The sequence below is a fragment of the Halosolutus halophilus genome (genome assembly GCF_022869805.1).
In the GTDB taxonomy this organism is placed as follows: Archaea; Halobacteriota; Halobacteria; order Halobacteriales; family Natrialbaceae; genus Halosolutus; species Halosolutus halophilus.
This window is the reverse complement of sequence record NZ_CP094974.1, coordinates 3,517,634-3,543,469: the sequence shown is the minus strand read 5'-3', so window position 1 is coordinate 3,543,469 and position 25,836 is coordinate 3,517,634. Positions and strand designations below refer to the sequence as shown.

At 65.4% G+C, this 25,836-nt stretch carries 26 protein-coding genes, 1 tRNA gene and 2 pseudogenes; 10 read left to right on the top strand and 19 right to left on the bottom strand.

The features are described 5' to 3' along the window. Positions 1-177: 177 nt before the first annotated feature. The gene (locus MUG98_RS17450) at positions 178-588 is read left to right on the top strand and encodes a CBS domain-containing protein (protein ID WP_265108703.1); all 411 of its coding nucleotides are present in this window, start codon (positions 178-180) and stop codon (positions 586-588) included. A 129-nt stretch (positions 589-717) separates the two neighbouring features. Here the strand turns inward: MUG98_RS17450 and MUG98_RS17445 are convergent, their stop codons facing one another. After that, a complete protein-coding gene (locus MUG98_RS17445) occupies positions 718-1,059 on the bottom strand; it encodes a hypothetical protein (RefSeq protein WP_265108702.1) in 342 nt (113 codons plus the stop codon). A 187-nt stretch (positions 1,060-1,246) separates the two neighbouring features. Continuing rightward, the gene (locus tag MUG98_RS17440) at positions 1,247-1,933 is read right to left on the bottom strand and encodes a ferritin-like domain-containing protein (RefSeq protein ID WP_265108701.1); all 687 of its coding nucleotides are present in this window, start codon (positions 1,931-1,933) and stop codon (positions 1,247-1,249) included. Between the two features lie 607 nt (positions 1,934-2,540). Here MUG98_RS17440 and MUG98_RS17435 point away from each other — a divergent pair. From MUG98_RS17435 to MUG98_RS17420, 4 genes and pseudogenes are all read left to right on the top strand, one after another. Next, positions 2,541-3,869 carry a S8 family peptidase gene (locus MUG98_RS17435; protein ID WP_265108700.1) on the top strand — a complete coding sequence of 443 codons (1,329 nt, stop codon included), beginning with the start codon at positions 2,541-2,543 and terminating at the stop codon, positions 3,867-3,869. A gap of 519 nt (positions 3,870-4,388) precedes the next feature. After that, a pseudogene (locus MUG98_RS17430) lies at positions 4,389-4,634 on the top strand (helix-turn-helix domain-containing protein); the annotation flags it as partial. A 181-nt stretch (positions 4,635-4,815) separates the two neighbouring features. Continuing rightward, a complete protein-coding gene (locus MUG98_RS17425) occupies positions 4,816-5,148 on the top strand; it encodes a PD-(D/E)XK family putative nuclease (protein WP_265112481.1) in 333 nt (110 codons plus the stop codon). 547 nt (positions 5,149-5,695) lie between these two features. Beyond that, a complete protein-coding gene (locus MUG98_RS17420) occupies positions 5,696-7,090 on the top strand; it encodes an FAD-binding oxidoreductase (protein ID WP_265108699.1) in 1,395 nt (464 codons plus the stop codon). A 269-nt stretch (positions 7,091-7,359) separates the two neighbouring features. Here the strand turns inward: MUG98_RS17420 and MUG98_RS17415 are convergent. From MUG98_RS17415 to MUG98_RS17360, 12 genes and pseudogenes are all read right to left on the bottom strand, one after another. Next, a pseudogene (locus tag MUG98_RS17415) lies at positions 7,360-8,568 on the bottom strand (DUF7845 domain-containing protein); the annotation flags it as partial. A 2-nt stretch (positions 8,569-8,570) separates the two neighbouring features. Beyond that, positions 8,571-8,885 (bottom strand): hypothetical protein, encoded by a 315-nt coding sequence (locus tag MUG98_RS17410; RefSeq protein WP_265108698.1) that lies wholly within the window; start codon positions 8,883-8,885, stop codon positions 8,571-8,573. A 374-nt stretch (positions 8,886-9,259) separates the two neighbouring features. Continuing rightward, the gene (locus MUG98_RS17405; protein ID WP_265108697.1) at positions 9,260-9,499 is read right to left on the bottom strand and encodes a DUF7563 family protein; all 240 of its coding nucleotides are present in this window, start codon (positions 9,497-9,499) and stop codon (positions 9,260-9,262) included. A gap of 168 nt (positions 9,500-9,667) precedes the next feature. Then, positions 9,668-9,739, bottom strand: a tRNA-Ala gene (locus MUG98_RS17400). A 104-nt stretch (positions 9,740-9,843) separates the two neighbouring features. After that, on the bottom strand, positions 9,844-10,542 hold the full coding sequence (locus MUG98_RS17395) for a rhomboid family intramembrane serine protease (RefSeq protein WP_265108696.1): 699 nt from the start codon (positions 10,540-10,542) through the stop codon (positions 9,844-9,846). 245 nt (positions 10,543-10,787) lie between these two features. After that, positions 10,788-11,096, bottom strand: a complete 309-nt coding sequence (gene rpsJ / locus MUG98_RS17390) for a 30S ribosomal protein S10 (protein ID WP_004215311.1) — start codon at positions 11,094-11,096, stop codon at positions 10,788-10,790. Further along, entirely contained in the window at positions 11,097-12,359 is a 1,263-nt protein-coding gene (gene tuf / locus MUG98_RS17385; protein ID WP_265108695.1) for a translation elongation factor EF-1 subunit alpha, read from the bottom strand. It abuts the gene before it with no gap. A gap of 356 nt (positions 12,360-12,715) precedes the next feature. Next, complete coding sequence (locus tag MUG98_RS17380; protein ID WP_265108694.1) at positions 12,716-13,663, bottom strand: homoserine dehydrogenase; 948 nt, start codon at positions 13,661-13,663, stop codon at positions 12,716-12,718. Then, complete coding sequence (locus tag MUG98_RS17375; RefSeq protein ID WP_265108693.1) at positions 13,663-14,232, bottom strand: amino acid-binding protein; 570 nt, start codon at positions 14,230-14,232, stop codon at positions 13,663-13,665. Before MUG98_RS17375 ends, MUG98_RS17380 begins: the two co-directional genes overlap by 1 nt. Before the next feature lie 171 nt (positions 14,233-14,403). Continuing rightward, complete coding sequence (locus MUG98_RS17370; RefSeq protein WP_265108692.1) at positions 14,404-14,769, bottom strand: NifU family protein; 366 nt, start codon at positions 14,767-14,769, stop codon at positions 14,404-14,406. Positions 14,770-14,955: 186 nt separating this feature from the next. Then, entirely contained in the window at positions 14,956-16,350 is a 1,395-nt protein-coding gene (locus MUG98_RS17365; protein ID WP_265108691.1) for an LVIVD repeat-containing protein, read from the bottom strand. Positions 16,351-16,529: 179 nt separating this feature from the next. Further along, positions 16,530-17,507 (bottom strand): ROK family protein, encoded by a 978-nt coding sequence (locus MUG98_RS17360; protein ID WP_265108690.1) that lies wholly within the window; start codon positions 17,505-17,507, stop codon positions 16,530-16,532. Positions 17,508-17,650: 143 nt separating this feature from the next. On the opposite strand from MUG98_RS17360, the gene MUG98_RS17355 reads away from it, so the two are divergent. Beyond that, positions 17,651-18,070: a hypothetical protein gene (locus tag MUG98_RS17355; RefSeq protein WP_265108689.1), complete on the top strand. Its 420-nt coding sequence runs from the start codon at positions 17,651-17,653 to the stop codon at positions 18,068-18,070. A 145-nt stretch (positions 18,071-18,215) separates the two neighbouring features. On the opposite strand, the gene MUG98_RS17350 is transcribed toward MUG98_RS17355, so the two are convergent. The 3 genes from MUG98_RS17350 to MUG98_RS17340 form a co-directional block, all read right to left on the bottom strand. Continuing rightward, the gene (locus tag MUG98_RS17350) at positions 18,216-19,619 is read right to left on the bottom strand and encodes an MFS transporter (RefSeq protein ID WP_265108688.1); all 1,404 of its coding nucleotides are present in this window, start codon (positions 19,617-19,619) and stop codon (positions 18,216-18,218) included. A 384-nt stretch (positions 19,620-20,003) separates the two neighbouring features. Next, entirely contained in the window at positions 20,004-20,468 is a 465-nt protein-coding gene (locus MUG98_RS17345; RefSeq protein WP_265108687.1) for a universal stress protein, read from the bottom strand. A 96-nt stretch (positions 20,469-20,564) separates the two neighbouring features. Then, the gene (locus MUG98_RS17340; RefSeq protein ID WP_265108686.1) at positions 20,565-21,020 is read right to left on the bottom strand and encodes a universal stress protein; all 456 of its coding nucleotides are present in this window, start codon (positions 21,018-21,020) and stop codon (positions 20,565-20,567) included. 129 nt (positions 21,021-21,149) lie between these two features. On the opposite strand from MUG98_RS17340, the gene MUG98_RS17335 reads away from it, so the two are divergent. After that, a complete protein-coding gene (locus MUG98_RS17335) occupies positions 21,150-21,890 on the top strand; it encodes an SDR family NAD(P)-dependent oxidoreductase (protein ID WP_265108685.1) in 741 nt (246 codons plus the stop codon). Between the two features lie 17 nt (positions 21,891-21,907). Here MUG98_RS17335 and MUG98_RS17330 read toward each other — a convergent pair whose 3' ends face one another. Then, complete coding sequence (locus MUG98_RS17330) at positions 21,908-23,146, bottom strand: FAD-dependent oxidoreductase (RefSeq protein ID WP_265108684.1); 1,239 nt, start codon at positions 23,144-23,146, stop codon at positions 21,908-21,910. Between the two features lie 153 nt (positions 23,147-23,299). Here MUG98_RS17330 and MUG98_RS17325 point away from each other — a divergent pair, with 153 nt between their 5' ends. The 3 genes from MUG98_RS17325 to MUG98_RS17315 all read left to right on the top strand — a co-directional run bounded on the left by MUG98_RS17325 (position 23,300) and on the right by MUG98_RS17315 (position 25,296). Further along, on the top strand, positions 23,300-24,097 hold the full coding sequence (locus MUG98_RS17325) for a YqcI/YcgG family protein (protein ID WP_265108683.1): 798 nt from the start codon (positions 23,300-23,302) through the stop codon (positions 24,095-24,097). Beyond that, complete coding sequence (locus MUG98_RS17320; protein ID WP_265108682.1) at positions 24,094-24,714, top strand: cysteine hydrolase family protein; 621 nt, start codon at positions 24,094-24,096, stop codon at positions 24,712-24,714. Before MUG98_RS17325 ends, MUG98_RS17320 begins: the two co-directional genes overlap by 4 nt. 168 nt (positions 24,715-24,882) lie before the next feature. After that, a complete protein-coding gene (locus MUG98_RS17315; RefSeq protein WP_265108681.1) occupies positions 24,883-25,296 on the top strand; it encodes a hypothetical protein in 414 nt (137 codons plus the stop codon). A gap of 28 nt (positions 25,297-25,324) precedes the next feature. On the opposite strand, the gene MUG98_RS17310 is transcribed toward MUG98_RS17315, so the two are convergent. Beyond that, entirely contained in the window at positions 25,325-25,765 is a 441-nt protein-coding gene (locus MUG98_RS17310; protein WP_265108680.1) for a universal stress protein, read from the bottom strand. Positions 25,766-25,836: the final 71 nt, after the last annotated feature.

Below are 25,836 nucleotides of genomic sequence, written 5' to 3'. Positions count from 1 at the left end.
TGAGCGAGTGCCCGGTCGCGTTCGACGGAGTGGGACTGACGACGAGGGTGTCGCCTGGCGCGAACGTCGCGGAAGCCGGATCGTCACCGCCGGCCGTGACCTCGAGCCCGCGTCCGCGGTCCCGACGAATCGCACCGATTGGCCAATCCTTATACTATCCAAGGGCCATCATTGTCTATGGACGATATTTTCGTCGCACGAGTTATGTCCACGTCACTCCACACCGTGACGCCGGACACGCTCGTCGAGGACGCGGGACAGGTAATGCTCGAAAACGACATCGGCTCGGTCGTCGTCGTCGACGACGACAACCAGCTCGAAGGAATCCTGACGACGACCGACTTCGTCAACATCGTCGCGGAGAGCCACCCGAAAGCCGAGACGTCGGTCTCGCGGTACATGACCACGGACGTCGTCACGGCCTCCGCACAGGACAGTATCGTCGACGCGGCGGACGCGATGGTCGAACACAAGTTCCACCACCTCCCGGTCGTCGACGACGACGAGGGCGTCATCGGGATGGTCACGACCTCGGACCTGGCAGCGTATCTCTCGCGCGTGTCCGCACCGACCCCCGAAGACCTGTAGTCGTCACGACCGCCGCTGGCCCGGAGTCGGCACGATCACGGGGATCGACCCTCGAGCGGCCGCACCTGCGAACGGCCCTGCCCGTCGGTTCACCCAGTTTGGTCACCGCGGATCGGTCCTTGGATTCGGTCACTCGTCCACGTCGGTCGGGTCGTCTTCAGTCATCCAGCGTGCGGTCGCGGCCAGCCGCTCGGACAGCTGGCGCGCCTCCGCGGGCGTCAGCGTCGCGTCGACGTGGCCCGTCCCGTGGTCGCCTGCCATCGCGTCGACGCTCAGGACTACCCGCTCGTCCTCCGGCCGGACCGAGATGTCCGCTCGATCGGGATAGTCCCGCGGCGGTCCGATCTCGATGTCGGCCTCGCCGCGAGTGACGCCGATCTGGACGTCGTCCGGATGCTCGAGATCGAGCGTGTCCGTCGGATCCTCCTCGATCGGGTCGGGTTCCTCGGCGCGATTGGAATCTGCTGGCATACCCGGATGTTGGCGGGCCGGGGCCTTGGCTGTACTCCCCGTCAGGGAGCGACCGGACGACGGAAAATCAACGATCGGTACCCATCGTGAGAACGAACTCCGAAGTTCGCACGCACGGGCGGGATACGAGATGATACGATACCGACGCTGACGTCGAGAATCGGCGCTCGCCCCCGCCACGAACGGCCTAACCGACGATGAACTGGCTCGCCAGTTCCTCGACCTCCGATCGGGATCGGGGCTGATCGAACGGCGTCGGGAACCCGATCTCGTCGTTGAGTTCCCGGAGGAACGAGGCGTGGCGAGCTTCGACGCTGTGGATACTGAGCGCCGGAGGGATCAGTTCCGCCGACTCGATCGATGGTGCTGCACCGGCGTACGCCGACACGCCGACGTCCTCGAGCTGGGCACCGGTCGCGATGAACTCGTCGGGATCTTGAACGGCCGTCCCGAAGTCGAACTCCGGCGCTGCGATCGGCTCTCCGCCGAGCAGTTCGACCGTCTCGCCGAGCGCCTGCGCGTGCGTGATTTCGTGATCGCGAATCACGCGAAATCGGTTGACGACCCGATCCTGAATCACACCGTACTCCTCGACGGCCGCTCTGAACTCTTGCTCGCTAATGTTTCGGATTCCCCTCGTGTAGAACGTCGCTTCGAGGAACTCGAGAAGACGAGCGAAGTTGAGGATCTCGATGTCGTTCGCGAACTCGTCCGGGACGGCCTCGGGTGGCTCGTCGACCGGTTTCTCGTCGCCTTTCCGTTTGTCACTGTCCACGTGGTCGTCTGCGGCGACGGCTGACACCCCGCCCAGCGCACCAGCGCTGAGCACTGCAGAGGCGGCGAGAACGCGGCGTCGTGACGACTCATTACTCATTATTCGCTCGTTCGATCCGGAGCCTGTTTCGGACAAATCGTTGTCGTCTGTCATGATCTACCTGTCGGACTGTCCCCCGTCGATAGGACCTTCTCTACCAGTCACCGATCGGGGTCGCCGACGGACAGGTGTAACGAAACCGTTGGAATATAGCTCAGTACTGTATGACGTGATAATCGTGTCGCAGGACACTCTTGCTCACTGACTGTCGAATCGAACGAACTGTCAGGCAGCCGCGATCGTTTGGCGGATCGAACGGACCGTCGACCCACGGTCCCCACGCCGTCGCCGGTTTCGATCCACTACAATTACAGTACCGAGAGCACACGCACTGCGAACAGCCTGATCGATCGGGTCGGACACCCGGAGTGACCGATTGCCGCTGGCAGCCGCGGACGGGGTCGTGGCTGCACTCCCCATCCAGCCGTCCTCCATCACCGAACCGAGCCTGCATACATTCGAACCTATAAACGCTGGTGACAGTAACGGATCCTGATAATGCCGGGCAGCTATAACTTCGTTTCATCGGTACACTGGGTGTGGGAGACAGTGGCAGTGTCGTCCAAACCGGGCGACGGGACCGGTGTCTCTCGAAACCCCCACAACCATGGACCGAAGGAGTTTCATTCAGGCGGGCAGCGCATCGCTCGGGGCACTCACCCTCGGATCGACGGTCGTGACGGCCGACTCGACCGGCCGCTTCGTCGTCGATCGATCGAGCCTCAACACCGAATCGGACCTCGAGATCGTCCACGAACTGGAGCCGGTGGACCTCCTCGTGGTCCGAGCGACGGCGGACCGGATCGATCGATCGGGAGCCGCGTTCGCGCCCGACGAACGGCTGTCGCTCGATCGGTACCGGCCGGTCTCCGTCGCCGGTGTCGAAGCCGTCGACGAGGAACTCGACCTGTTCGACTATCAGTGGGACAAACACGACCAGGGCATCCTCGAAGCCCACGAGATAACGCGGGGTGAGGGCAGTCGCGTCGCGATCATCGACACCGGTATCGCGACGGGCCATCCCGACCTCGAGGGGCAAGTCGACCTCGAACTGTCCCGGAGCTTCGCGCCGGACCAGTACGGCGTCGGCGAACCGTACGGCGGGGCCCACGGCACCCACGTCGCCGGGATCGTCGCCGCGTCCGATCGCGCCGGGAGCGTCGTCGGCTCCGCGCCGGGTGCCGAACTCGTCGACCTGCGCGTCTTCGGCGCGGCCCTCGAGAGCCGCGACCGGGGGGACCTGCCACCCGACTACTGGCGCGAGACGTACATGGGCGACGTCATGGCCGCGATCGTCTACGCCGCCGAGATCGGCTGTGACGTCGCAAACCTCAGCCTCGGCTGGACCTGGGAGATGCGGATGGACGGCTGGGGCAAATTCTGGGGCACGGTCCACCAGCGCGTGGGCCGGTACGCCCGCCGGAAGGGGATGGTCCACACCCACGCCTCGGGCAACTGGGGCGAGAGCCTCCAGTTCAACCGGGACGAGACGGACTCCTCCGAGACGGCCGGTGGAATCACCACAAGCGCAACGGGGCCCGTCGGGTTCGATCCGGAGACCGGGGAGTACGACGAGCCACCACACTCTCCGTCGACGTACACAACCCACGGCGTAGGTGCGATCGATCTCGCCGCACCGGGCGGCAAGGGCGGCGAGTTCCGGCACGACAACGTGGTGAACGCGATTGCGATCCCGCGGTTCGACGAAGACGGCACGTATCTCGGTGCGGAGTACGGCCACGCCTGGTTCGCGGGCACCTCGATGGCTGCGCCGCAGGTCGCCGGGGCTGGTGCACTCGTCGCGAGCGAGAACTCCCACTATACCGCGGAACAGGTCGCGAACGCCCTGACGCGGACCGCGAGCGTCCCGGACGAATACGAGCACAAATACTACGGGCACGGATATCTGGATACGGTGGCTGCGGTTCGGGACTAACGCTCTGGCGCAGCGGAAGCGATCGTCCCGTGACCGACGGAGCGAAAACCGCGATCGAGTCGATCGGTGACGGGGATCCTTCGCCGGCCACCCCGGCGTTCGTCAACCAATAACGTGGGATTAAAGATCGGAGTTGTAGAATCAAGCGTCTGGCTGGAGCGAGACCACCATCACCACCTACCACTCCAGCCTACTTTCGATCTTGTGCAGAGACGGTCATGTTGGTTCTGCCTAACTGTTATGGCCGGGCTGGATAGCGTCTCGAACGGGACCGATCGGGTCGACGGTCTGACTCGCCGGGAATCGCCTAATCAGTGGCTCGGACGAATCAGAAACACGAGAATTAATCCGCGTGGGTGTCTTCGAGCGCTTTGGCCGTTGGGCCGCCACTAAGTCGCAGGTACTTTTGTGCGGTCTGGAGGGTCGTCCCACGTTCTCGACATTCTCGACTTCTATGATGTCGATGCGACTGTCGGAGAAAGCGATTCGGACGACATCACGGTCACAGAACCGGATTACGACAAGGCCGACTGGAACTGGAACGCTCCTGGAGGTGACGTCGACGAGGACCCGATCGACGAACAGGACGTGAAGCAGGTCGCGGCCTGGACGATGGAGGAGTGTCGAAAACAAGGCATGTCGGCACGCGAAACCGCCGAATTCGTCCCCTACAGCCACGCTACCGTCTCGAACTGGTGGAAAGAGATCGACGAAGGCGGCGAGAAGCGAGACTGGGTTGACACCGTCGAGCAGGTGATCGCATGAGAGCGTCGGGGTGTCAAGCTGTAAAGCGTAAGCGAGCCCCCCTACACTGTAGCCCACAGCCCACCGCGCGATCTCGTGGCCAGCGGAGGAGTATATATATCGGCGCGCGGAGCGCGTGGTGCCCGTGAGTCGATCGCGCTCGAAGCGCGCCAACCACTTCGAGACGATCGTCGAGAAGCGGATGGCGAAGAAACGCCGGTTCGAACTCGCGCGGTGCAGCTGGCACGACGCCAGGTTCGGCAACGGAACGCCTGTCGAGATCAAATCGACGATGCAAGAGCACGCAAACGGCCAACCGGGGAACTTCAAGGAATATCGGAAATATCACGAGAAACTCCGGCGTCACGACGGCTGGTACTGCTTTGTCGTTTACCGGCCACACGGCCGCTCTGGGCTGACGATCCTCCAGGACAAGATGGTTCGATCGGGCGACCTCCCGTTACTTCGCTGGCATGGAGGTGGCGATCACCGTGGCACTCAGCAGGCGAAGATCCCTATAACAGCCCTATTCTGAACTAAGGTTACATAGTACCCCTTACACGGCTCTGTTGAAACCATATTGTTTAGATTTATTTTGAAGGTAAAACATCCGCTTGTTACCGTGCAAACTTAACGCCGTTACTTCTATCAGCTATCAGTGATGGTGGCAAAGCCGTGCTGAATACAGGGCGCGGGCCGTGTTTAGACGCGGCAACAATCGGCTCTCACGCGTTGTTCTCTACATACGAAACTGGACCGTGAGGTGGCCACCACCGTATTCTGGTTAGATGAAGGGACTCCTGACTCGTCCATTCAGGGGCGTCTAAACAAGGCCCAGGGCGCGTATTCAGCGGATGCCGATGATCACTCGGTGAGTACGGCCGACCGTCGGGACGAAAAACTGCCGTCTCACTAAACTGGTATCAGGAATTTACTCAATTGATCTATCAGCCCGAAGAAAACCACCCTTATCGTGCACCGTGGTGTGCTCTTGCAACAGTTGCATGACCAGCAATGGCTGCCAAATTATCACTAGATGCCTATCTATTCCCTGCGATCGTACCTCGCTTGAGGCGTGACTTATGACGATCACCGCTCCGATCGACGAACCCGAATACGAAACGCTTGCTCAGGAAACCCATGGCAAGGTGCTCCGTCCCGGAGACGACGGCTACGACGAGGCCCGATCGATCTGGAATGCGATGATCGACCGGGAACCGGCCGTCATCGTCCGCCCCACCGGGGCAGCCGACGTGATGACCGCCGTGGAGTTTGCCCGCGATCGCGATCTCCCGCTCTCAGTCAAAGGCGGCGGCCATAACGTCGCTGGTAACGCCATCTGTGACAACGGTCTCACGATCGATCTGTCCTCAATCTCATCGGTACGAGTTGATCCCTCATCCCGAACCGCCCGCGTCGGGCCCGGTGCGACGATGGCCGACCTCGACCACGAGACGCAGGCGTTCGGCCTCGCTACGCCTGGCGGCGTCATCTCGACGACCGGCGTCGCCGGGGTCACGCTCGGCGGTGGGATCGGCTGGCTCAGCCGTAAATACGGCCTTTCGATCGACAACCTTCGGTCGGTCGATGTCGTCACCGCGGACGGGGAGCTTGTAACCGCAAATGAAGACGAGAACCCGGACCTCTTCTGGGCGATCCGCGGCGGAAGCGGTAACTTCGGGATCATCACGTCGTTCGAATTCGATCTCCACGAAGTCGGCCCGCAAGTGCTTTTCGGGCCGATTGTCTACCCGTACGAGGACGCACCTGACGTGCTCGCCCGCTACGAGGAGTTTACTCGAGGCGCACCGCGGGAGTGCACTGTCTGGGCGAACAGCGTCGCTGCGCCGCCGCTTCCGTTCCTTCCCGAAGCGATCCACGGAACTACGGTTCTCATACTGATGGGATTCTACGCCGGCGATCTCGATGTGGGCAACGCGGTGCTCGAACCGCTCCGCGAGTACGGCGATCCCATCGCCGACGCCGTCGAACCGATGCGCTATACCGAGGTCCAGAGTCTGCTGGACGAGTTGTACGCTGAGGGTGCCCGAAACTACTGGAAGGCGCCCAATTTCACTGCCCTCACCGAAGAGACGATCGACACCGTAATCGACTCCGCTGAACGGTCCCCGACCCCGCAATCCGAGGTACTCATCCATCAGGTCGGCGGGGCCGTCAACGATGTCGCGTCGGATGCGACCGCATATCCACACCGGGATACGGAGTACATCGTAACCGTCGGCGCACGCTGGGAGGATCCGGCGAAAGACGACGAGTGCATCGCGTGGGTTCGAGAGTGTCACGATGCGCTCGCTGAAGGTGCGACGGGCGGGACGTACGTCAACTTCGAGGGCGACCGCGAGGGCCGTGAGCGGAACGCATACGGTGAGAACTACGACCGACTCGTCGAGTCGAAAAACGAGTACGACCCGGAGAATCGCTTCCAGCTGAATCAAAACGTGAAGCCAGCGGACTAGGAGGGAAGTGGTTCATAGATTCTTTGTATCCAGCACACCTCTCTTGACAGCGACTCGGGAGTTTGGACAGAGTCTGCTGAATAGAAGGCACATATTCATCAGATTCGACATCGAGTACTGAATTGAGACGGGTGTTAGCCCTGGTCGGGTGGCAATTCGATTTTGCTGCCCACGCCGACGGGGCGGAACGCCTCGGGAAGTCGATCGGCGAGGATAGCTTGTGCTTCGAAGCCCGTGCAGTGGGTTCCAGCGAACAGGTCGAGTTTGCCCTCGAGCCAATCTGCGATCTCGTTGATCGCCCGGTAGATCGTCGCGGGGTGTTTCCCCAACTGGTCGGCGAGGTCGTCGACGGTCGCACCGCCGTCGGTCGCGATCGTCTCCGTGACGTCGCGAGCGGTCTCGCCCATGTCCCGCAGCGTCGTCATCAACAGGTGGTCCGTCTTCGCTTCGAGGCGCGGCGTCGGATCCTCGTACAGTTCGACCGCCTCCTCTCGGGCAACCGCATCGAAGTGATCGTCCGCAACGTAGACGCCGTTGCCGTCCGGGGCCAGCGGGATGTCTTCCCAGTGAAGCGCGTTCAACAGCGTCTCGTCGATCTGTTCGGTCACTTCGTGACGATCGGCCTACGCCCACGCCTGACCGCCGTTCATTTTCTTGTTGACCAGTACCTCGACCTTCGGGTGGTACGACGGGTGGTCCTTCGACACCGCGTCCGGGTCCTTCAGCTGGTAGATCTCGAATTTGCGGCCGTAGGTGTGGCCCGGCAGGAGTTCGGTCACCGACGACGGCTCGAGGAAGAGGCGGTTCTGGTGGTTCATCACCTCCGTGTTGTCGATGTGCAACTCGGCCTTGACACCCTCCAGGTCCGATAGGTAGAGCGCGATCTTCTGGAGAACACCGGCCGACGAGAGCTTTTGCGCCCATTCGCGCCTGATCCGGACGTACCGCTCGTACGCCCACATCGTGCTCGTCGGGTGCGGATCGCTTCGGAAGTACTCCGGATGAACGCGCTCGTTTGCCTCGTCGAAGATCGCCGCGAAGAACTCCGGCAGCAACTCGAGGCCTCGTTCGGCTTCGATGTTGCTCGTGTGGTACTCGACGTCGACGCCTTCGGTCTCGCCGACCTGATTCTCCCAAGGAAGCTGCACTGGTTCGTCGGTCTCCCAGTGGCGCATGTTCGGAAACCGCGGAGAGATGTTGAACGACGCCTTCTTTTCGTTTCGCCCACGGCCCACGATGTCCCACTCGTACAGCCGTTCGGCGTTGATCCCGTCCGACAGTCGCGGCGCGAACCCGGACTTGCTATAGCTCACCTCGAGCCACCACGGCTCGCCGTCGACTTCGGTACTCAGTTCGAGGTATCCCTCGAACGGCGGGCCGAGCATGACCGACGAGAGCGCGTCGTACGGACCGCGATCCCAGTCGGGCCACTTCCAGCGGCCCTCGATCTCGTGCGGTGTCGTCGCTACTTGCAGCACCGCTACTCACCTCGCTCGCGGTCGAGCAGGCCGGTCAGCACCGCCACTGGGTTCCACCACGTCGCGCTCCCGCACGGGTGACAGACGTGTTTGAATGACTCAAGGTGGCGAACCTCGATTGTCATTGGGTCGACCTGCAGGTGCTGGCCTATCTCCTCGAGACCAGCCCGCTTGACGCGAATACGCCCACAACCCACGCAAATCGCGTCGACAGGAATGCCGACGTGGCCCGCACTCGCGCTCGCGAGTTCCGCCTCGAGGTCGCGATCGTCGCCGCTGGCCTTCGGTCTCTCGAGTTCCGACGTCCGCGAACTCATAGCGGACCCTCCCGCGCGTCGCGGACGTCGCGCGTACAGTCAGCACACAGTCGGCGAAGCGCGTCGACGCGATCGCCGCAGCGCTCGCACTCGTCGGACTCGACGAGACGACTCATCGCGACCCCCCGCTCCCGTTGACGGAATCAGCCGTGTGACAGCCGTTTTCCAGTCGAAATGGTGCCCCTTTTCGAGTGTTGTTAAACGTTGTCGTATGTAACTTATCCCCACCCTGCCCGCGTGTGTAACGAGCCGTCGATTCGTTCGGATTCTCGACGGCACGACGAACTTGCTCGTCCGTCGCTTGCGTCACTGGGTGGGCTATGGGCGTCCCGGTTTCGACATCGTACAGCCGATTCGCCGGGACGAACGCCCCGTCACGCATTTGCCTCCCCTCCGTGACGTCCCGACGACGTCTCCGGATCGAGTATCTCGACGTCCACGCCAGCAGCGGACCCGCGGCTCAGTCGGCGGTAGCTATCGCACTCGCTACAGCGATGGGCCCGATCGCGATCGTCACCGAAGACGCGCCGGAATCGATCGGTGACGTGGGCTCCGCAGTGACGGCACGTCGACCGATCGACTGACGACCACGGCGCGATCGTCACGCCGACCACCCCCGAATTCCTTCGGTAAAATCGCAGGACAGCGCGGATGCGAATCCCACATCCTCAATCACTCGATTTCGAGAAGGGGTTTGTACGCTCGACATACGACTGCAGAATTGCTCCTCAGGCGCTACAACAACGACTATCGGAACAATTCGAAATGTTGCAAAATCGGAGTGGACTCGCCGGGATTTGAACCCGGGGCCTCTTCCTTGCGAAGGAAGCGATCTGCCACTGATCTACGAGCCCTCGCACGTTCCTAACCCCGGTTTCTATTTGTAGCTTGTGTTTCGAGGATGGCGTGTGGACCGCCCCCATCCCGATCGCCCAGCCCACGAACCCACTCTCACCGATCAGGCGCGAGTCCGCTTGCCCCGACCTCGCGACCCCGACTCGAGCGCCCCGGCGCGGCCGGCGATCAGCCCGAGCAGGAAGCCGGTGAAGTGCGCGACAAGCGCGACCCCGGGCTGGGCGGTTGCCAGGGTGACGATCGCGGCGAGCACGAGGAAGACGGCGAGGCTCACCCAGCCCGGCACGTCGATCACCGACGCGAACGCGTCGGAGAGCCGGTTAGAGGCGAGCAGGTAACCGAGCAGGGCGAAGACCGCGCCGCTCGCGCCGAGGACGCTGCCAGTCGGCGCGACCGCGACGATCGGGAGCGAGGCGAGCGCACCGGTGACGAGGATCTGGGAGACCCCCGCCAGCGCGCCCGCCACGAGGAAGAACGTGTGAAACCGGATGCGGGTAGTCGCTCGCGCGACGGGCCACCCGAAGAGCACGAGCGCGACGCTGTTCGAGAGCAGGTGGCCGGCCCCGTCGTGGGCGTAGACGCTCGTGACGATCGTCCACGGGTTGTTCGCGAGCGGCGGCGCGAGGACGAAGAGCCCGGCCATCGCCCCCAGGAACGCGGTGATCGCCTGCACGACGAAGACGATGACGAAGACCGCGAGCAGTTCGAGGATGGGACTCGACTCGGCATCCGTCGACGAGCCACTCTCCTTCGGCCGCTCCGCTCCCTTCCGCCCCGATCGCGAGGGCGATCGCTCGGACATACCGAACGATGGGGCGGCGAGCCACAAAAGTCTGCGCGGCTTACGACCGGCTGTGGTCCGACTACACAACGATCGGAGTGAGACCGTTGCGATCGTGACGAACGGGCCGAGTCGGTGGACGCGGGGCGCTCGTGGTCGTGGCACCAGTGACTGCGTGACCCACCACTGTACGGTAGTGACGAACGCACAGCTACGGCTCGGACCCGAAGAAAGCGAAAACTCGCACTTCGATGCGATCGCGATCGTCAGTCTTCGAGGACGATCTCGATCGAGACGTCGTTCGGCACCTGGATGCGCATGAGCTGACGGAGTGCGCGTTCGTCGGCGTCCAGATCGATCAGGCGCTTGTGGACGCGCATCTCCCAGTGCTCCCACGTGGCAGTGCCCTCGCCGTCAGGCGACTTCCGGGTCGGCACCTCGAGGGTCTTCGTCGGCAGCGGGATGGGACCGCTCAGGTTGACGCCGGTGTTGTTCGCGATCTCGCGGACGTCGTCGCAGATATCGTCGAGGTCGTCTGGACTCGTGCCCGCGAGTCGAACGCGTGCCTGCTGCATTTATTTCTCGTCGACGCTCAGGACCTTGCCGGCCGCGATGGTCTGACCCATGTCGCGGATGGCGAAGCTCCCGAGTTCGGGGATCTCGCTGGACGGCTCGATGCTGAGGGGCTTCTGCGGTCGGATCGTGACCACAGCAGCGTCACCCGACTGGATGAAGTCGGGGTTCTCCTCGGCGACCTCGCCGCTCGAGGGGTCCATCTTCTTGTCGATGGACTCGATCGTACAGGCGACCTGGGCCGTGTGGGCGTGGAAGACAGGCGTGTAACCGGCCGTGATGACCGAGGGGTGCTGCATGACGACGATCTGGGCCTGGAACGTCTCGGCGACGCTCGGCGGGTCGTCGGCGGGACCGCAGACGTCACCGCGGCGGATGTCGTCCTTGCCGATGCCGCGGACGTTGAACCCGACGTTGTCACCGGGCTCGGCCTTCGGCACTTCCTCGTGGTGCATCTCGATCGTCTTGACCTCGCCGCCCACGTCGGACGGCTGGAAGACGACGTCGTCGCCGGTGTTCATGACACCGGTCTCGATCCGTCCGACGGGGACGGTACCGATGCCCGAAATCGTGTAGACGTCCTGGATCGGGAGTCGAAGCGGCGCGTCCGTCGGCGGCTCCGGCTCCGGCAGGTCGTTCAGGGCCTCGAGCAGGATTTCGCCGTCGTACCACGGCGTGTTGTCGGACTCCTCGGCGATGTTGTCGCCCTCGAACGCCGAGATCGGGATGAACGAGGCGTCGTCGGTGTTGAACTGGACCTGCTTGAGCAGCTGGGTGACCTCGTCGACGACCTCGTCGTACGTCGACTCCTCGTAGTCGACGATGTCCATCTTGTTGATGCCGATGATGAGTTCGTCGATACCGAGGGTGCGGGCCAGGAAGACGTGTTCCTGGGTCTGGGGCGCGACACCGTCGTCGGCGGCGACGACGAGGACGGCGTTGTCCGCCTGGGATGCGCCCGTGATCATGTTCTTCACGAAGTCGCGGTGACCAGGACAGTCGACGATGGTGAAGTCGTACTCGTCGGTCGAGAACTCCTGGTGGGCGATGTCGATGGTGACACCGCGTTCGCGCTCTTCGGCGAGGTTGTCCATGACGTAGGCGAACTCGAAGCCGCCCTTGCCCTTCTCTTCGGCTTCCTCGCGGTGCTGTTCGATGACGTGCTCTGGTACGCTCCCCGTCTCGTAGAGGAGGCGTCCCACGAGCGTACTCTTCCCGTGGTCAACGTGGCCGATGATGGCCAGGTTCTGGTGTCGTTCGCTCATTGTTGTAGCTCACGCGCAGAGGCGCTTATATCGGTCTCTTTTGCTCGTTGCAGTTAAAACCATTTCGAAAGCGTATTCAGTCGAACCCGACGCCTTCTTGCGGTTTGTGTCACATACACACGGTTTCGGTAACCGCCCGTCCGTCGATCGATCTCGATCGAGTCCGACACAACGCGGTCAGTGACCGGCGTTTTGCTCCCGTCCTGTCCCTCCCCACCGGTCTGCCCACTGGTCGCCAACGCCACCGCGGCGGCGAACGCTCGTGAGAACGGAGTCGCGGATGCGAGACGGAACCGACGAAGAATCGCGGATGCGAGACGATATCGCAGAAATCCGACGAGCAGCCGCCTGCCGTCCTACAGTTCCGGAAGTCGACCGACGTCCGACAGCACGGCGGTGGCCGTCTCCGGACCGCCCGCACCGCGCCCGCTGTTGTGGAGACTGCCGGCGTATTTCGTCTCGATCTGGACGATGTTACGCGTGCCCGTGACCGCGAGCGCGCCGTTCTCGGGGACGAGTCGCGGGCCGACGCGGACGCCGTCGCGGGTCGCCTCGCCGATGAGCCGGATCGTCCGACCGTCCTCGGCCGCGAGGTCGAGTGCGCTGCCGGGGATGTCCTGGATCCCCGTGACGTCGGCGTCGTCGAGCGCGAACCCGCCGTCGGCCAGCACGTTCGCGAGGATGACGAACTTCAGCGCGGCGTCGGTGCCGTCGACGTCGAACGTCGGATCGGCCTCCGCGACGCCCAGGTCCTGTGCCTCCGCGAGGACGTGTTCGTAGTCGAGTCCCTCGGCGGCCATCCGCGTGAGGATGAAGTTCGCCGTCCCGTTGAGGACCCCGCGGACGGCCGTCACGGCGTGTGGCGTCGAGTCCTCGATCGTCGAGAGGACGGGGATCGCACCCCCGACGGTCGCCTCGAATCGGATCGAGCCCGCACTCTCGTCTTCGAGCGCCCGCAGTTCCGCGTAGCGCTCGGCGACCGGGCCCTTGTTCGCCAGGACGACGTGCCGATCGGCCTCGAGTGCACGTTTCGTGTGCGTGAATCCGGGTTCGGCGTCGCCCAGCGTCGTCGGGGTCGCTTCGACGAGGACGTCGTAGTCGGTCTCGAAGACGTCCTCTGGGTCGCCGGTGCCGACGGGGGACCCGCCGCCTTTCCGCTCGAGGGTGCGTTCGACGTCGATCCCGTCGGGGTTGATCGAGGCGCCGGTCGAATCCGCGATCGCGACGACCTCGTGGCCGTACTCGCCGGCGAGGTCGGCGACGGATCGCCCGACGTCACCGGCACCCAGGATTGCGAGTCGCATCAGGCATCACCTCCGAGCAGCGGTTCGACGACCGCGAGGTCCTTCTCCGAACCGATCGACCGGATCGACGCCAGCGCCTCGGTCGTCCGCCCGGAGTCGATCGCGAGTCGGACCCGGGCGCTGGCGACGCCGCCTGTCCCCTCCGGCGCGGCCAGCGAGAGGTCGAGCACGACGGCGCTGGCCTCGTCTTCGATCCGCGAGAGCGTCTCCGAGAGATCGTTTTCGACGAGGTGGCCGACCAGGACGACGCTGATCTCCTCGCCGTAGCGCTCGGCACCGGCCTGGATGACGTTGACGCCGGCCTCGCGCAGCCCCTCGACGATGTCGTCGAACCGATCGGGGGGACACTCCATGTCGACCTCGACGGGGATGTGCCCGCGAGGTGTGATGTTCCCGCGTTCGTGGTGGATACTGAGGAGGTTCCCGCCGTTGTCCGAGATCGGTTTGAGCGCGCGAAGCAACTCGCCGGGCTCGTCGACGAGTTCGAGTCGGACGGTGTAGGCGCGAACACCGCCGTCGGTTTCGGCGTCCGCGTCCGATTCGTCCCCGGCGCCGGCGGTGTTACCCATCGCCGACACCTCCTGCCTGCGGGCGTCCACACGTCGTCATGGTATACGACTCCGTAATGGGCGCGTAAAAGGATATAGGACTTCCCAAAACTGTCCGACCCTGTCAACCAGCGGCATACGGGCTGACGGTGTCGGTTCGACAGCGCGATCGGTCCAGCGGGGCCTGCCGGGTCAGAGGTGGTCCTTCCCGGGGTTCGAGGAACCCCAGTCGCCGCGGCCGCCCTCGGTCCGATCGATGCCCATGATGGACTCGGCCTGGTCGGGGCCGCCGAGGCTCTCGCGGGCGTCGGGCACCCGGATGGTCACATCGTCGATCTCCGGCCACTGGATGAGTTCGGCCTCGATGTTCCCCGTCGTCACGTCGCTGACCGAACAGCCCTTGCAGCCGCCGCCGAGTTCGACGACGACCTCGCCGGTCTCCGGATCGGCCTTGCGGACGGCGCTGGTCCCGCCGTGCATCTGGATGATGGGCATCTCGCGTGCGAGCCACGTTTCGACCCGTTCCTTGAGCGGCGTCCCGTCGTCGGAGTCAGTCATTGGCCGTGGCTAGGGATCGAGCAGTAATAGGTCTGGTCCATGGTGACATACGTTCAGGATCGATCACGAAGGATTCTCGGCGTCGACGATTCGGAATCGACGGGCGTCACTGTTCCCGAGCGCGCCGCCGTCGATCGATCGTCCCGTTACGGGTGCCGGTCGGCCATCACGCGTGCCGACCAGCCCTCACTCGTGGGCGTCGCGGCGGCGCAACCACTTCAGCCCGGCGAGCCCGCCGGCGAGTCCCGCGAGGCTCGCCACGCCGGCGAATCCGGGGATCGTCTCGGCGGTATCGTCGTCCCCGCGCTCCTCGTCGGCGGAGCCGATCGGGAACGTGTAGAGTGCGCCCTCGGTATCTGCACCGGGGATCAACTGGGTACTGCTCGCGACGATCGTCTCGCCGGGGACGGCGACGCGTGCCGTCCAGAAGCCTGCGGTCTCGCGGTCCTCCCACGAGACAAGCTCGACGGGATCGGCCGGGTCGGAGACGTCGTGGACCTTCAGGCCGCCCTGGTACCACGACGAGTAGAGGTGGCCGTTCCGGAGTTCGAAGTTGTGAGACGTCGTCCACTCCCCGCCGCGATAGCTCGCGTCCTCTGTCTCGGGGGGTTCGATCGTCGCGACGCGTTCCGGCGCTTCGGTATCGGTCACGTCGTAGAGGTCGATCCCACCCGGTCCGCCCGCGTCGTCGGCGTCGGTGGCCCAGGCCTCCCGGCCGACCGCCATGAGGTCGCCCGCGTCGTCGACGGCCGCGTAGTGGTCGTTTCCCGGCAGGGCCTGCTGGGCCTCGATGGCGTCCTCGATCGTGCGCTGTTCGTCGAGGGCGGTGTCTCGCACCCGCGAGCGGAACTGGGGATCGGACGGGTCGCTGACGTCCAGCAGGTAGGTGCCGGCGTTCCAGTACGGGAGATAGGCGACGCCGTCGTGGACGTACACGTCGTGAAGATAGCGGGCGAGCCAGTAGACCTCGCGCCACTCGGGGTCGTGGTCCAGCAGCGACCAGCGACCGATCGCGTCCACCTCGTCGTCGCTCACGTCGTAGACGTCGAGCCGGTTTCCGTCGGGCATCTCGGGATCCTCTTCCGGCCCGTTGGCGACGACGTAGAGGACGTCACCGTCGAGATGGCAGTTGTGGATGTGGTAGCCGGTCTCGTACGGCTCGCCGACGCGGACGGGATCGGCGGGGTCGCTGACGTCGTACAGCAGGAACCCCTCGAAGACGTCGCTCTTCCTGTTCGCCGGTCCGGGAACGACCAGCCGATCGCCGTCGGCTGTGACGTCGAGAATCTCGGTCAGTCGGCGGTCGTCGACCTCGATCCGGCGCTCCTCCGCCAGGATGGACGGGTCGGCGGGGTCGCCCACGTCGACGGTCACGAACCCGTTCGTCGCCGCGAGATACGCGACGTCGCCGTCGTCGTCGACGGCCGTTTCGGCAGCACCCTCGACGGACACGCGGCCACGGGGTTCGAACTCGGCCGCGTCCGTTCCGGACGCGGCAGTCGACGATACAGCCGTCGTCTGCAGGGCGGACAGGGACGCCCCGGCGATCGTACCGCGCCGGAGGAGGGCTCGTCGGTACACACTCCCTGTTCGCACCGTCAAGATAAATAAGAGGTGGCAGCGACTGGCGGCGCGCAACGTTCGCGACCGGACCACGTCGATCGGACCCGTCGTCGCCGGTCGAATGACGCCGATCGCTCCCGCTCGGATTCCGCGTCGCTATCGCATCCGCCGTTTTTCGTGCCGCTATCGCACCCCCCTCAGTTCGCGAGCCGTCGTCGATCGCCAGTCCCCTGGGTCAGGGCGCTCGCGAGGGCTCCCTCGAGGACGACGTCGTCGCCGAGGTCGGTGACGCGGATCTCGGGCACGTTCGTCATCACCATCTCGGAGACCCGTTCGCGGATCGGATCGACGACCAGCTCCTCGTTGTTGAGTGCGACCGCGCCGCCGAAGGAGACGACGATCGGCGCGAACGCGTGGACCACGTTCGTCACGCCCATCGCGTTCCAGTGGGCGAGCTGCTCGATCGTGTAGTCGGCCAGTTCGTCCTCACCCGCGAACTCGAAGACGTCTTTCGCGGTGAAGTCCGGTCCCTCGAGGGGGAGATCCGTCGAGATGGTCGGGTCGTCCTCGGCGAGCAGTCGCGCGTAGTGGGGGATGGCGTTGCCCGAACAGTAGGCTTCCCAGTGACCGTCGCGGCCACACCCGCAGGTGAGCCGGCCGTGGGGATCGACGACGCAGTGGCCGACCTCGCCGGCGTTGCCGTCCCAGCCGTTCACGATATTGCCGTCACAGCAGACGCCGGCCCCGATCCCCGAGGAGATCGTGACGTAGACCATGTCGTCGGGGTTGCGGGCCGAGTGGAACCGCTCGCCGATGACGCCGGCAGTGGTGTCGTTGTGGAGGTAGACGTCGTCGCTGTCGATCAACTGTTCAATCGGTCCGGTCAGGGGGATGCGATCGATCGAGTCGGGCAGGTTGGCGGGATCGATCACCGCGCCCTCCGCGAGGTCGAACGGGCCGATCGAGCCGATACCCGTGGCTGCGATCGACTCGGGAGCGATGCCGGCGTCGCCACACGCCTCGCGAAGCGTTCGGAGGACGCCTTCCGTCACGTCGATCCCGGTTGGACCGCGCGGCGTCGCCCGACGACTGGCACCGATCGTCGTCCCGTCGGCCTCGGCGACGATGGCCCGCACGTTCGTCGCGCCGAGGTCGACGCCCGCATAGTAGACCATGCTACCTAGGGGACTGCGGCCGCCGTACTTAACTAAACAGATCCTGACTCGCGGGCGAGTACACCGTCGGCTGGAATCCCGGCGCAACCGAACGAGTGCGAACCGGCGACACACGTATGCTATAGTGTGACATAGTACGTCGTATGGCCACCGACGACTCACCCGCGGAGTCCGAACCGGACCCGACGCTCACCGAGACGGAACTCGAGGCGCTCCACGAGGTCGAACTGGGCCTCGAGTGGGTCCAGCGTGCCCAGGGCTGTCTCATCGAGTTCCACCACGCGACCGGCCACGGGATGGACCACCTCTTCGAGGCCGAACACCTGCTCAGGGAAAGCGGCCACGACGCGCTCGCGGACGCGATCAGGACCGACCTGCTCCCCCACGGCGTCGTCGACGAGGACCGGTGGTCCTACGACGTCCTCGAGAACTTCCAGGAGACCCTGCTGGCCGAGACGACCACCCTCGAGCGCCGCGTCCGCCGTAACCTCGCCGACGGCGAACGCCACGTCTGCGAACGACGACAGGAACGCGAGTGGAAAGACCGGGGGAATCGACGGTGATCGATCGGCCGCGGACGACGATCGGCTGTGGACGGAGCGGACGGCTACGAACATGACGGATCGCACGCGCGAGGCCGTTGCGATCAGTCGGTGATGTGCGATCAGTCGGTGATGTGCGATCCGTCGGCGGCGCTGAGAGCGGCGATCAGTCGGTGGCCCGGGGAGTATCGCTCGCCGTACTCCCGTCGGTACCCTCGGCGGTGGCGTCCGCCCGGGTGCCTACCTGGAGGAGATCCGCGGTGATGTCCGGTGCGGGGGGCAGCGATCGCAGGCCGGGACGAACGGCGACGTAGAGGCCGAAAAAGAGGTTGCCGACGGCCCACCAGTACATGACGAAGCGGCTGCCGATGACGCCAGCGACGGCACCGCCAACTGCGGATCCGACCGGGATCGCGACGGTCGCGACGCTCGTGATCAGCGAGGAGACCCGCCCCAGCAGGTCGTCGTCGACGGCCGACTGGAGCATCGTGAAGAAGAGCACGTTGAACGCGCCGACGGGAACGAACGTGAGGAAGAACAACCCGATCGTGGCGGGAAACCACGCGAGGGCGAGTGCGACGGCGAGCAGGATCCCCGTGAGCACGTTACTGACGACGGCGAACCGGCCGAGCGGCCGATCGTCCACGCGCGAGGCGAGCAGCGTCCCCGCGAGCGTGCCCCCGGCGTAGACAGCCATCAGGAACCCGTAGGCGTCCGGCCCGCCGACCGTTGCTGCGAAGGCGGGTAACACGCCGAGCAACGCGCCGGCGGCGAAGTTCGCGACGACGACGCCGATCAGCAGGACGACGAGCAACGAACCGCGGACGTAGGCGAACCCCTCCCGTAGGTCCGCGAGGTAGCCGCCGGAACTCACCGCGTCGTCGACGGTCGTATCCGCCGCATCGTGGGCGTCGGCGTCGGCATCATCGACGGTCGTATCCGGCGCGACGTCGACGAGGTCGGCGCTGGTCGGGACCGTGACCCCGGCGAACAACAGGAGTGCGACGCCGAACGTGACCGAGTCGATCAGGAACAGCGTGACTGCGCCGACGACGGCGATGAGAACGCCGCTCGCGGCGTTGAACGTCATATCGGCCCCCTGGTAGGCCGCTGACAGCAGCGAGTTCGCCTTCGCGAGGTTCTCCTCCTCGATCATCCGTGGAAGCGCAGCGTTCTGTGCGGGATAGACGAACTGGTTGACGAGCGTCACGACCGGAAGCACGGCGAGGATGACCCACACCGAGAGGTGGCCGGTCCAGGCTGCGAACGGCACCGCGAGCACCAGCACGCCGTTCGTCAGTTGCGTGCCGACGAGGACGCGCCGCAGCGACCACCGATCGACGAGCGGGCCGGTGAGAAAGGAGAGGGCAGAGGGCGCGCGCACGAGAAAGCCGGCGATCCCGGTGTACAGCGGCGATCCGGTCAACTCGAAGACCAGCCACATCGCGGCGATGTAGTAGAGGCTGTCGCCGGCGTTCGTGACCAGTCGCCCCGCGAGCAGTCGGAGAAACGCGGGGTTCGATCGCAAGTCCCCGAGAACCGTCGGCAGCCGCGAACGGATGCGTCTCATGGCGTGACGATGGCGCTACCCGCCCATAAACATCAGCTGAAACGTATTTCTATACGCGAACTAGTAGAAACGAGGTCCCTTATATACTGATACGTCGGACGGGGTCGTCGACGCCGACTCGCTCGCGCTACCGTCGCGTGCGTGAACGGGCCGTCTTCGTCGAGCGTTCGGGGCGTCCGTACCTGCTCTCGTGAGCGAGGGCGCGCACGACGCCTCCGGCGTGAGGCGATCGACGACGATCACCGCTTCCCTCTGGATCCCTCCTGTCTCGACGTCCCGAAACGACCGAATTGTATCGGTCGTCACGACGGGCCGCGACGGGCCGGCAGGGGCCGCCGCTCCGACACCAAACGGGGACGAGAGTCGAATCGTCGGTGACGTGAACTACTCCATGACGTCCAGGTCCCGGAAGTAGGTCACCGGACAGGGGGCCTGGAGGATGATCTCCTGGGAGACCGAGCCGAGTACCGCCTTTTCCGCCGGCGATCGGCGTCGGCCGCCGACGACCATCCGATCGGCGTCGACGTCGATCGCCATATCGACGACCGCCGTGCTGATCTCGCCGAGCGCTCCGCGAACCACGGTTTCGACGCCCGCGTCCGAGAACATCTCCACGAGATCGCCGACGGGCGGCCGACGGGCCGCGACCGCGTCCGGGTCGACGTTCTCGACGCGTTCCTCGAAGCCGAGATCGTCCCGGAACTCCTCGTACTCGTCTTCCGTGAAGGCGTGTCCGATCACGACGTTCGCGCCGAGCGGTTCCGCGACCTCGAGAACCGTGTCGGCGAGGTCCTCGGCGCGTACGGTATCCATCGGACCGACTGCGAGCAGAACAGTATCGATCGCCATAACCCTACGTTGGCGCTGCCATCCGCTTAAGTATTCTCGTCCTTGCAGTATTACGCCGTTTTTTACCGCCGGCGGGGACCGTCCCTCTCCGATCGCTCACTCCTCGCTCCGGACGAACGTCACCGGACACGGTGCCGACAGGAGGACCTCCTGCGCCGTGGACCCGAAGACCGCTTTTCCGGTCGGCGAGCGGCGGCGTCCACCCACTATCACGCGATCCGCATCGACGTCGGTCGCGAGGTCGACGATCGTCGGGCCGTGCTCGCCGACGGCACCGCGCGTGTCGTAGTCGACGTCGTGGTCGTCCAGTATCGTCTGCAGGTCACGGATCGTCGAGTGTCGCATCGCGACCTCGTCGGGATCGATCTCGTCGTGTTCGACGTCGAACTCGAGTCGCGTCACTACCTCGTCGTACTCGCTGCTGGTGAAGACGTGGGCGAGTGCAACGGTCGCGTCTGCCGGTTTCGCGACCTCGATGACGGCCTCGGCCAGTTCGTCGATTCGATCGGCGTCGCCCGGTCCGACGGCGAGCAGGACAGTATTCAGCGTCATACCCCGACAATGATCCGCGACCTACTTAAATTCCGGACTTTTGAAATCAGAACGGTGGGGAAGTGGACACATACTCGGATTCGTGGCGAATTCCGAGTGATTTTTCCATACAGTCACCGTCGTCGACGTATGGACGGACCCGACCTCGAGGGACGGACGGTACTCGTAACGGGCAGTGCGAAAGGCGTCGGTCGCGAACTCCTGCTGGCGACGGCCGACTGCGGCGCGCAGACGGCCGTTCACTACCACACGAGCGCCGACGCCGCTCGCGACGTCGCCGAGCGGGCACGGGAGCGCGGCGCGGCCGAAGCGATGACGGTCCAGGGCGACGTCACCGACCCCGAGAGCGTCGACGGCCTCTTCGCGGCCGTCGAGTCGGAACTCGGATCGATCGACGTCCTCGTGAACAACGTCGGCGACTTCGCACCCGCCCACTGGGAGGACCTCGAGTTCGACACCTGGAACCGGGTACTCGAGACGAACCTCAACGGAACCTACCTCTGCTCGAAGCGAGCGCTGCCTGCCATGCGCGAGAACGGGTTCGGCCGGATCGTCAACGTCGGCTACGCCTCGAGCGAGAAGGGGCTGGTCGACCCGACGAACTTCCCGTACTTCGTGGCGAAGGCGGGCGTGTTGATGTTCACCCGGATGCTCGCGGCGGACACTCAAGACGACGGGATCACGGTCAACGCCATCTCGCCGTACGTGGTGGAAAACTCCGCGGAGTTCCCCGACGACCTGCCGCGCGATCGGCCCGCGTCCTTCGCGGATCTGGTCCAGCCACTCTACTTCTTCCTCGATCCGGACAGCGACTACATCAGCGGAGAGAACGTCGAGGTCGACGGCGGCTGGTTACCCGAAGACGTCTGATCGGCCCCCGCAGAACCCTACGACCCGTTCCGATCGGGTCCGGACACCACGTCCGCGTCCGACGGGCCGTCCGCGTCGAACGTCGCGGCGAATTCGTCGAGGCGCTTCGGATCGTCCGCACCGGGCAGGCGACGATCGGCCGTGACGCAGGGGTCGTCGACGCCGAGGCGCTCTGCAACCAGGTCCGCCGTCGCCTCGGCCATCGCCCGGTAGGTCGTCAACTTCCCGCCGACGATCGACGCGACGTTGGTGACGCCCGCGTCCTCGTGATCGAGCAGGAAGAACCCGCGAGAGATGCCCCGGCCGCCGCGGGCCGCCTCGTCGGGTGCGTAGAGCGGACGAACGCCCCACCACGTTCGGATTGTCTCGGCCTCGGCGACGGGCGGCAGCATCTTCGCACACTCCGCCCGGACGCGATCGAGTTCCCAGTCGGCGGTCTCGAAGTCGTCAGGAGCGGCCACGTCGACGCTCGTCGTTCCGAGGACGACCTGGTCCTCGTGGGGGACGACGATGTCGCCGTCGCCGGGGTCGCGACTCCGGTTGAGCACCGGGCCGAGATCACCGTAGTCGACGGCGATCATCACGCCCCGGTTGGGTTGCATCTCGACGTCGACGTCCGCCATGGCGGCGACCTGACCGGCCCACGCCCCGGCCGCGTTGACGACGTACTCGGCCTCGATCGTGTCGTCGACGCGGCCGCCGACGCGAACGCCGGTGACCCGGTCGCCCGCGACGTGCATCTCCTCGACGGGCGTGTGCGTGAGGATCCGCGCGCCGTGATCGCGAGCGTCAGCGGCGTTCGCGGCGACGAGGCGGGACGGATAGATCACGGCGTCGGGAACCGCCATCGCCCGCCGAACGTCCGGGGGGAGATCCGGCACTCGATCGCGGGCCGCGTCCCCGTCCAGCAGCGTTACCGGGATACCGATATCGACGCAGGCGTCGTGTTTGGCTCGGAAGTAGTCCGGATCGTCCGCCGCCAGTTCCACGAACAGGCCGCCGGTGTCGCGAACGCACGCGCCGGCGATCTCCCCCAGGATCCGTCGTTCCTGGATGCACTCTTCGGCACCGATCGGATCGCCCGGCGCGTATCGCGCGCCGCTGTGGAGCAAGCCGTGCGAGCGACTCGAGGTCCCCCCGGAGAGGCCGTCGCGCTCGACGAGGACGACGTCGACGCCCCGCAGTGCGAGATCGCGTGCGATTCCGGCGCCCGTGGCCCCGCCGCCGACGACGAGGACGTCCGTTCGGAGTGTCATATCCGGGTTACGGAAGCGAGCGGGAAACGTCTGGTCCCGATCGGAAGACGCCGATCGGTGGTTCGATCGTCGAATTCGAAACGGGTCCTGAAGCCGGGTAGCCCCCGTCCAGAACCGAAAACGTCCTTGGGGATGAGTCCGAACCGCCGGATGATGAACGAGCCTGGAGTCCAGTCGCTGATGGACCAGGAGACCCTCGATCGGCGCGTTCGATCGGGCGAGGCGCCGGAGTGGGTCGCCGCCCACTGGGAGTCGTTTCGCGACGGACTGCTCGGCGAGCGAAACGACACGCCGTTCCCGTGTTTCTTCGGCGTCGAATCCGTCCAGAACGGGGATCCGCTCTACACCGCCGTGCCGTCGATGTCGGACGCCGACGCGCTGTTGACGCTGCGCGATCGGATCCTCGAGTACCTCGACGTCTACCGGGATCACTCGGAGCGGGCGTCGCTGGTCACCTTCTTCAGACCGCCCGAAGAGCCCCTCTCCGAGGAGGAGTACCACGACGCGCTGTGGCACGTTCTCCAGACCCTGCACCTCCACGACCCCGAACCCTGGCCGGAGGACATCCCGACGGACCCCGACGATCCCTACTGGGAGTTCTGTCTCGGTGGCGAGCCGATGTTTCCGACCTGCCGCGCGCCGTTCTACGAGGAGCGAAAGAGCCGCTACTGTCCGATCGGCCTCGAGATCACGTTCCAGCCCCGCGAACTGTTCGAGCGCATGGACGTGACGGCCGACACCGAGGCGGGCCAGCGGGCCCGCGAGGTCATCCAGGACCGCCTCGAGGGGTACGACGGCGTCTGTCCCCACGCCGACCTCGGCGACTGGGGCGTCGAGGGCGATCGCGAGTGGCCCCAGTACATGCTCTCGGAGGACGACGCGCAGGCCCCCGCGGAGTGCCCGATCACGATCACGCGACACCACCCGAAGCCGGCGGCTCGACTTCCATGACTCACGAATCCGACGGTACACCCGCACGCGACGACGGGCCACGGGAACCGGCCCACGACGACGACCTGGCGCTCCCGGACGACGCCGTCCTCGTGCTGATCGACTTCCAGCGAGGGTTCGACGACGACGCGTGGGGCACCCGGAACAACCCCGACGCGGAGGGGCGCGCCGCGGCACTCCTGGCCCGGTGGCGGGAGACCGATCGGCCCGTCGTCCACGTCCGTCACGCCTCGACCGAACCGGACTCGCCGCTGCGTCCCGATCGGCCGGGGTACGCGTTCAAACCGGAAACCGAACCGCTCGAGGACGAGCCGACGGTCGAGAAGTCGGTCAACGGGGCGTTCGTCGACACGCCCCTCGAATCGTGGCTCCGCGATCGGGGCTGTGAGACCCTCGTCCTCGCGGGCCTGACGACGGACCACTGCGTGTCGACGACGACTCGGATGGCCGAAAATCGCGGGTTCGACGTCTACCTCGTCGCCGACGCGACCGCCTCCTTCGATCGGACGTTCGACGGCGAGACGTTCGACGCGGAGACGGTCCACCGGACGGCCCTCGCCCACCTCGACGGCGAGTTCGCGACGGTAGTGCGGACGGCCGACCTTCTCGAGGCGTGAGCGAGCGGCCGGGAACGGACGCGACGATCGGAGCGACCGTGACCGACGAAACGATCGTGACGATCGGGAGCGGACGAAACGATCGAACGCGAGCGATCGATCCGGCGTCGGCGGACACCGGGGACTGTTCCAGCAGGTTAACGGTCGTCGCGGCCGTCACGATCGACAATGGCGTCGGACCGACACTCGCTGGCCCTCGTCGTCCTCCTCGGCAGTTCGGCGCTCGCCACGCTGATAATTCACCTCTCGATACTGCCGAGATACTATCCCGACGAGCCGTTCACGACAGGCCTGGCCCTGGTGGTCGGCTGGACGACGTTCGCGCTCGTGTTCTACGCGGCCGGGCGACTGCGGGCCAGTCCCGAGGCGATGCCGAACATGCGGATCGGCGACGTCGGCCTCGCACTCTTTCTCCTCTCCGTGTTGTTCGCGCTCGCGCTGGATTCGTTCGGGCTCACGCCGGAGTTGATCGCCGAGGCGTACGTCCTTCCGGGGATCGGAACCTACGTCGGCCTCGCGTTGCTCGGCTGGGCGATCGGCCGGCGCACGGCGGCGATCAACAGGATCGTCACCGCCGACTGATCGGCCGCTCGTCGATCGATCGCGACGATCAGGGCGACTCCTCGTTCGTGGTCGCGACGAACACCGGAACGTCGCCGAACCGGACGACGTGATCCGTCACGCTCCCGACCGCCATCCGGTGGACGCCGCCGCGGCCGCGGGTCCCCATCGCGACGAGATCGGCGTCGATCTCCCGGGCGTAGTCGAGGATTTCGGACTCCGGCGGCCCCTCGCGTACGGTCCCGGTCACGTCGAGGTCGGCCGGCGCGCGATCGAGCGCGCCGTCGACGGTTTCCCGGGCCTGTTGTCGAATCGCCGCTTCGGCACTCGCCGCGTCACCCGGCAGGCGAAGCGCGCCGAGCGGCCCGACGTCGGCGACACAGAGCACGTGCACCGCCGCGTCGTGGACGGCGGCGAGCTCGAATCCGTCCTCGACGGCGGCCGCGGCGTAGTCGCTGCCGTCCGTCGGAACGAGGATAGTATCGAACATCGGCGGACGTACGACCGCCAGTACCGAGAAACCTCCTGCTCTGCGCGACGTATCGTTCGAACGTATCGACT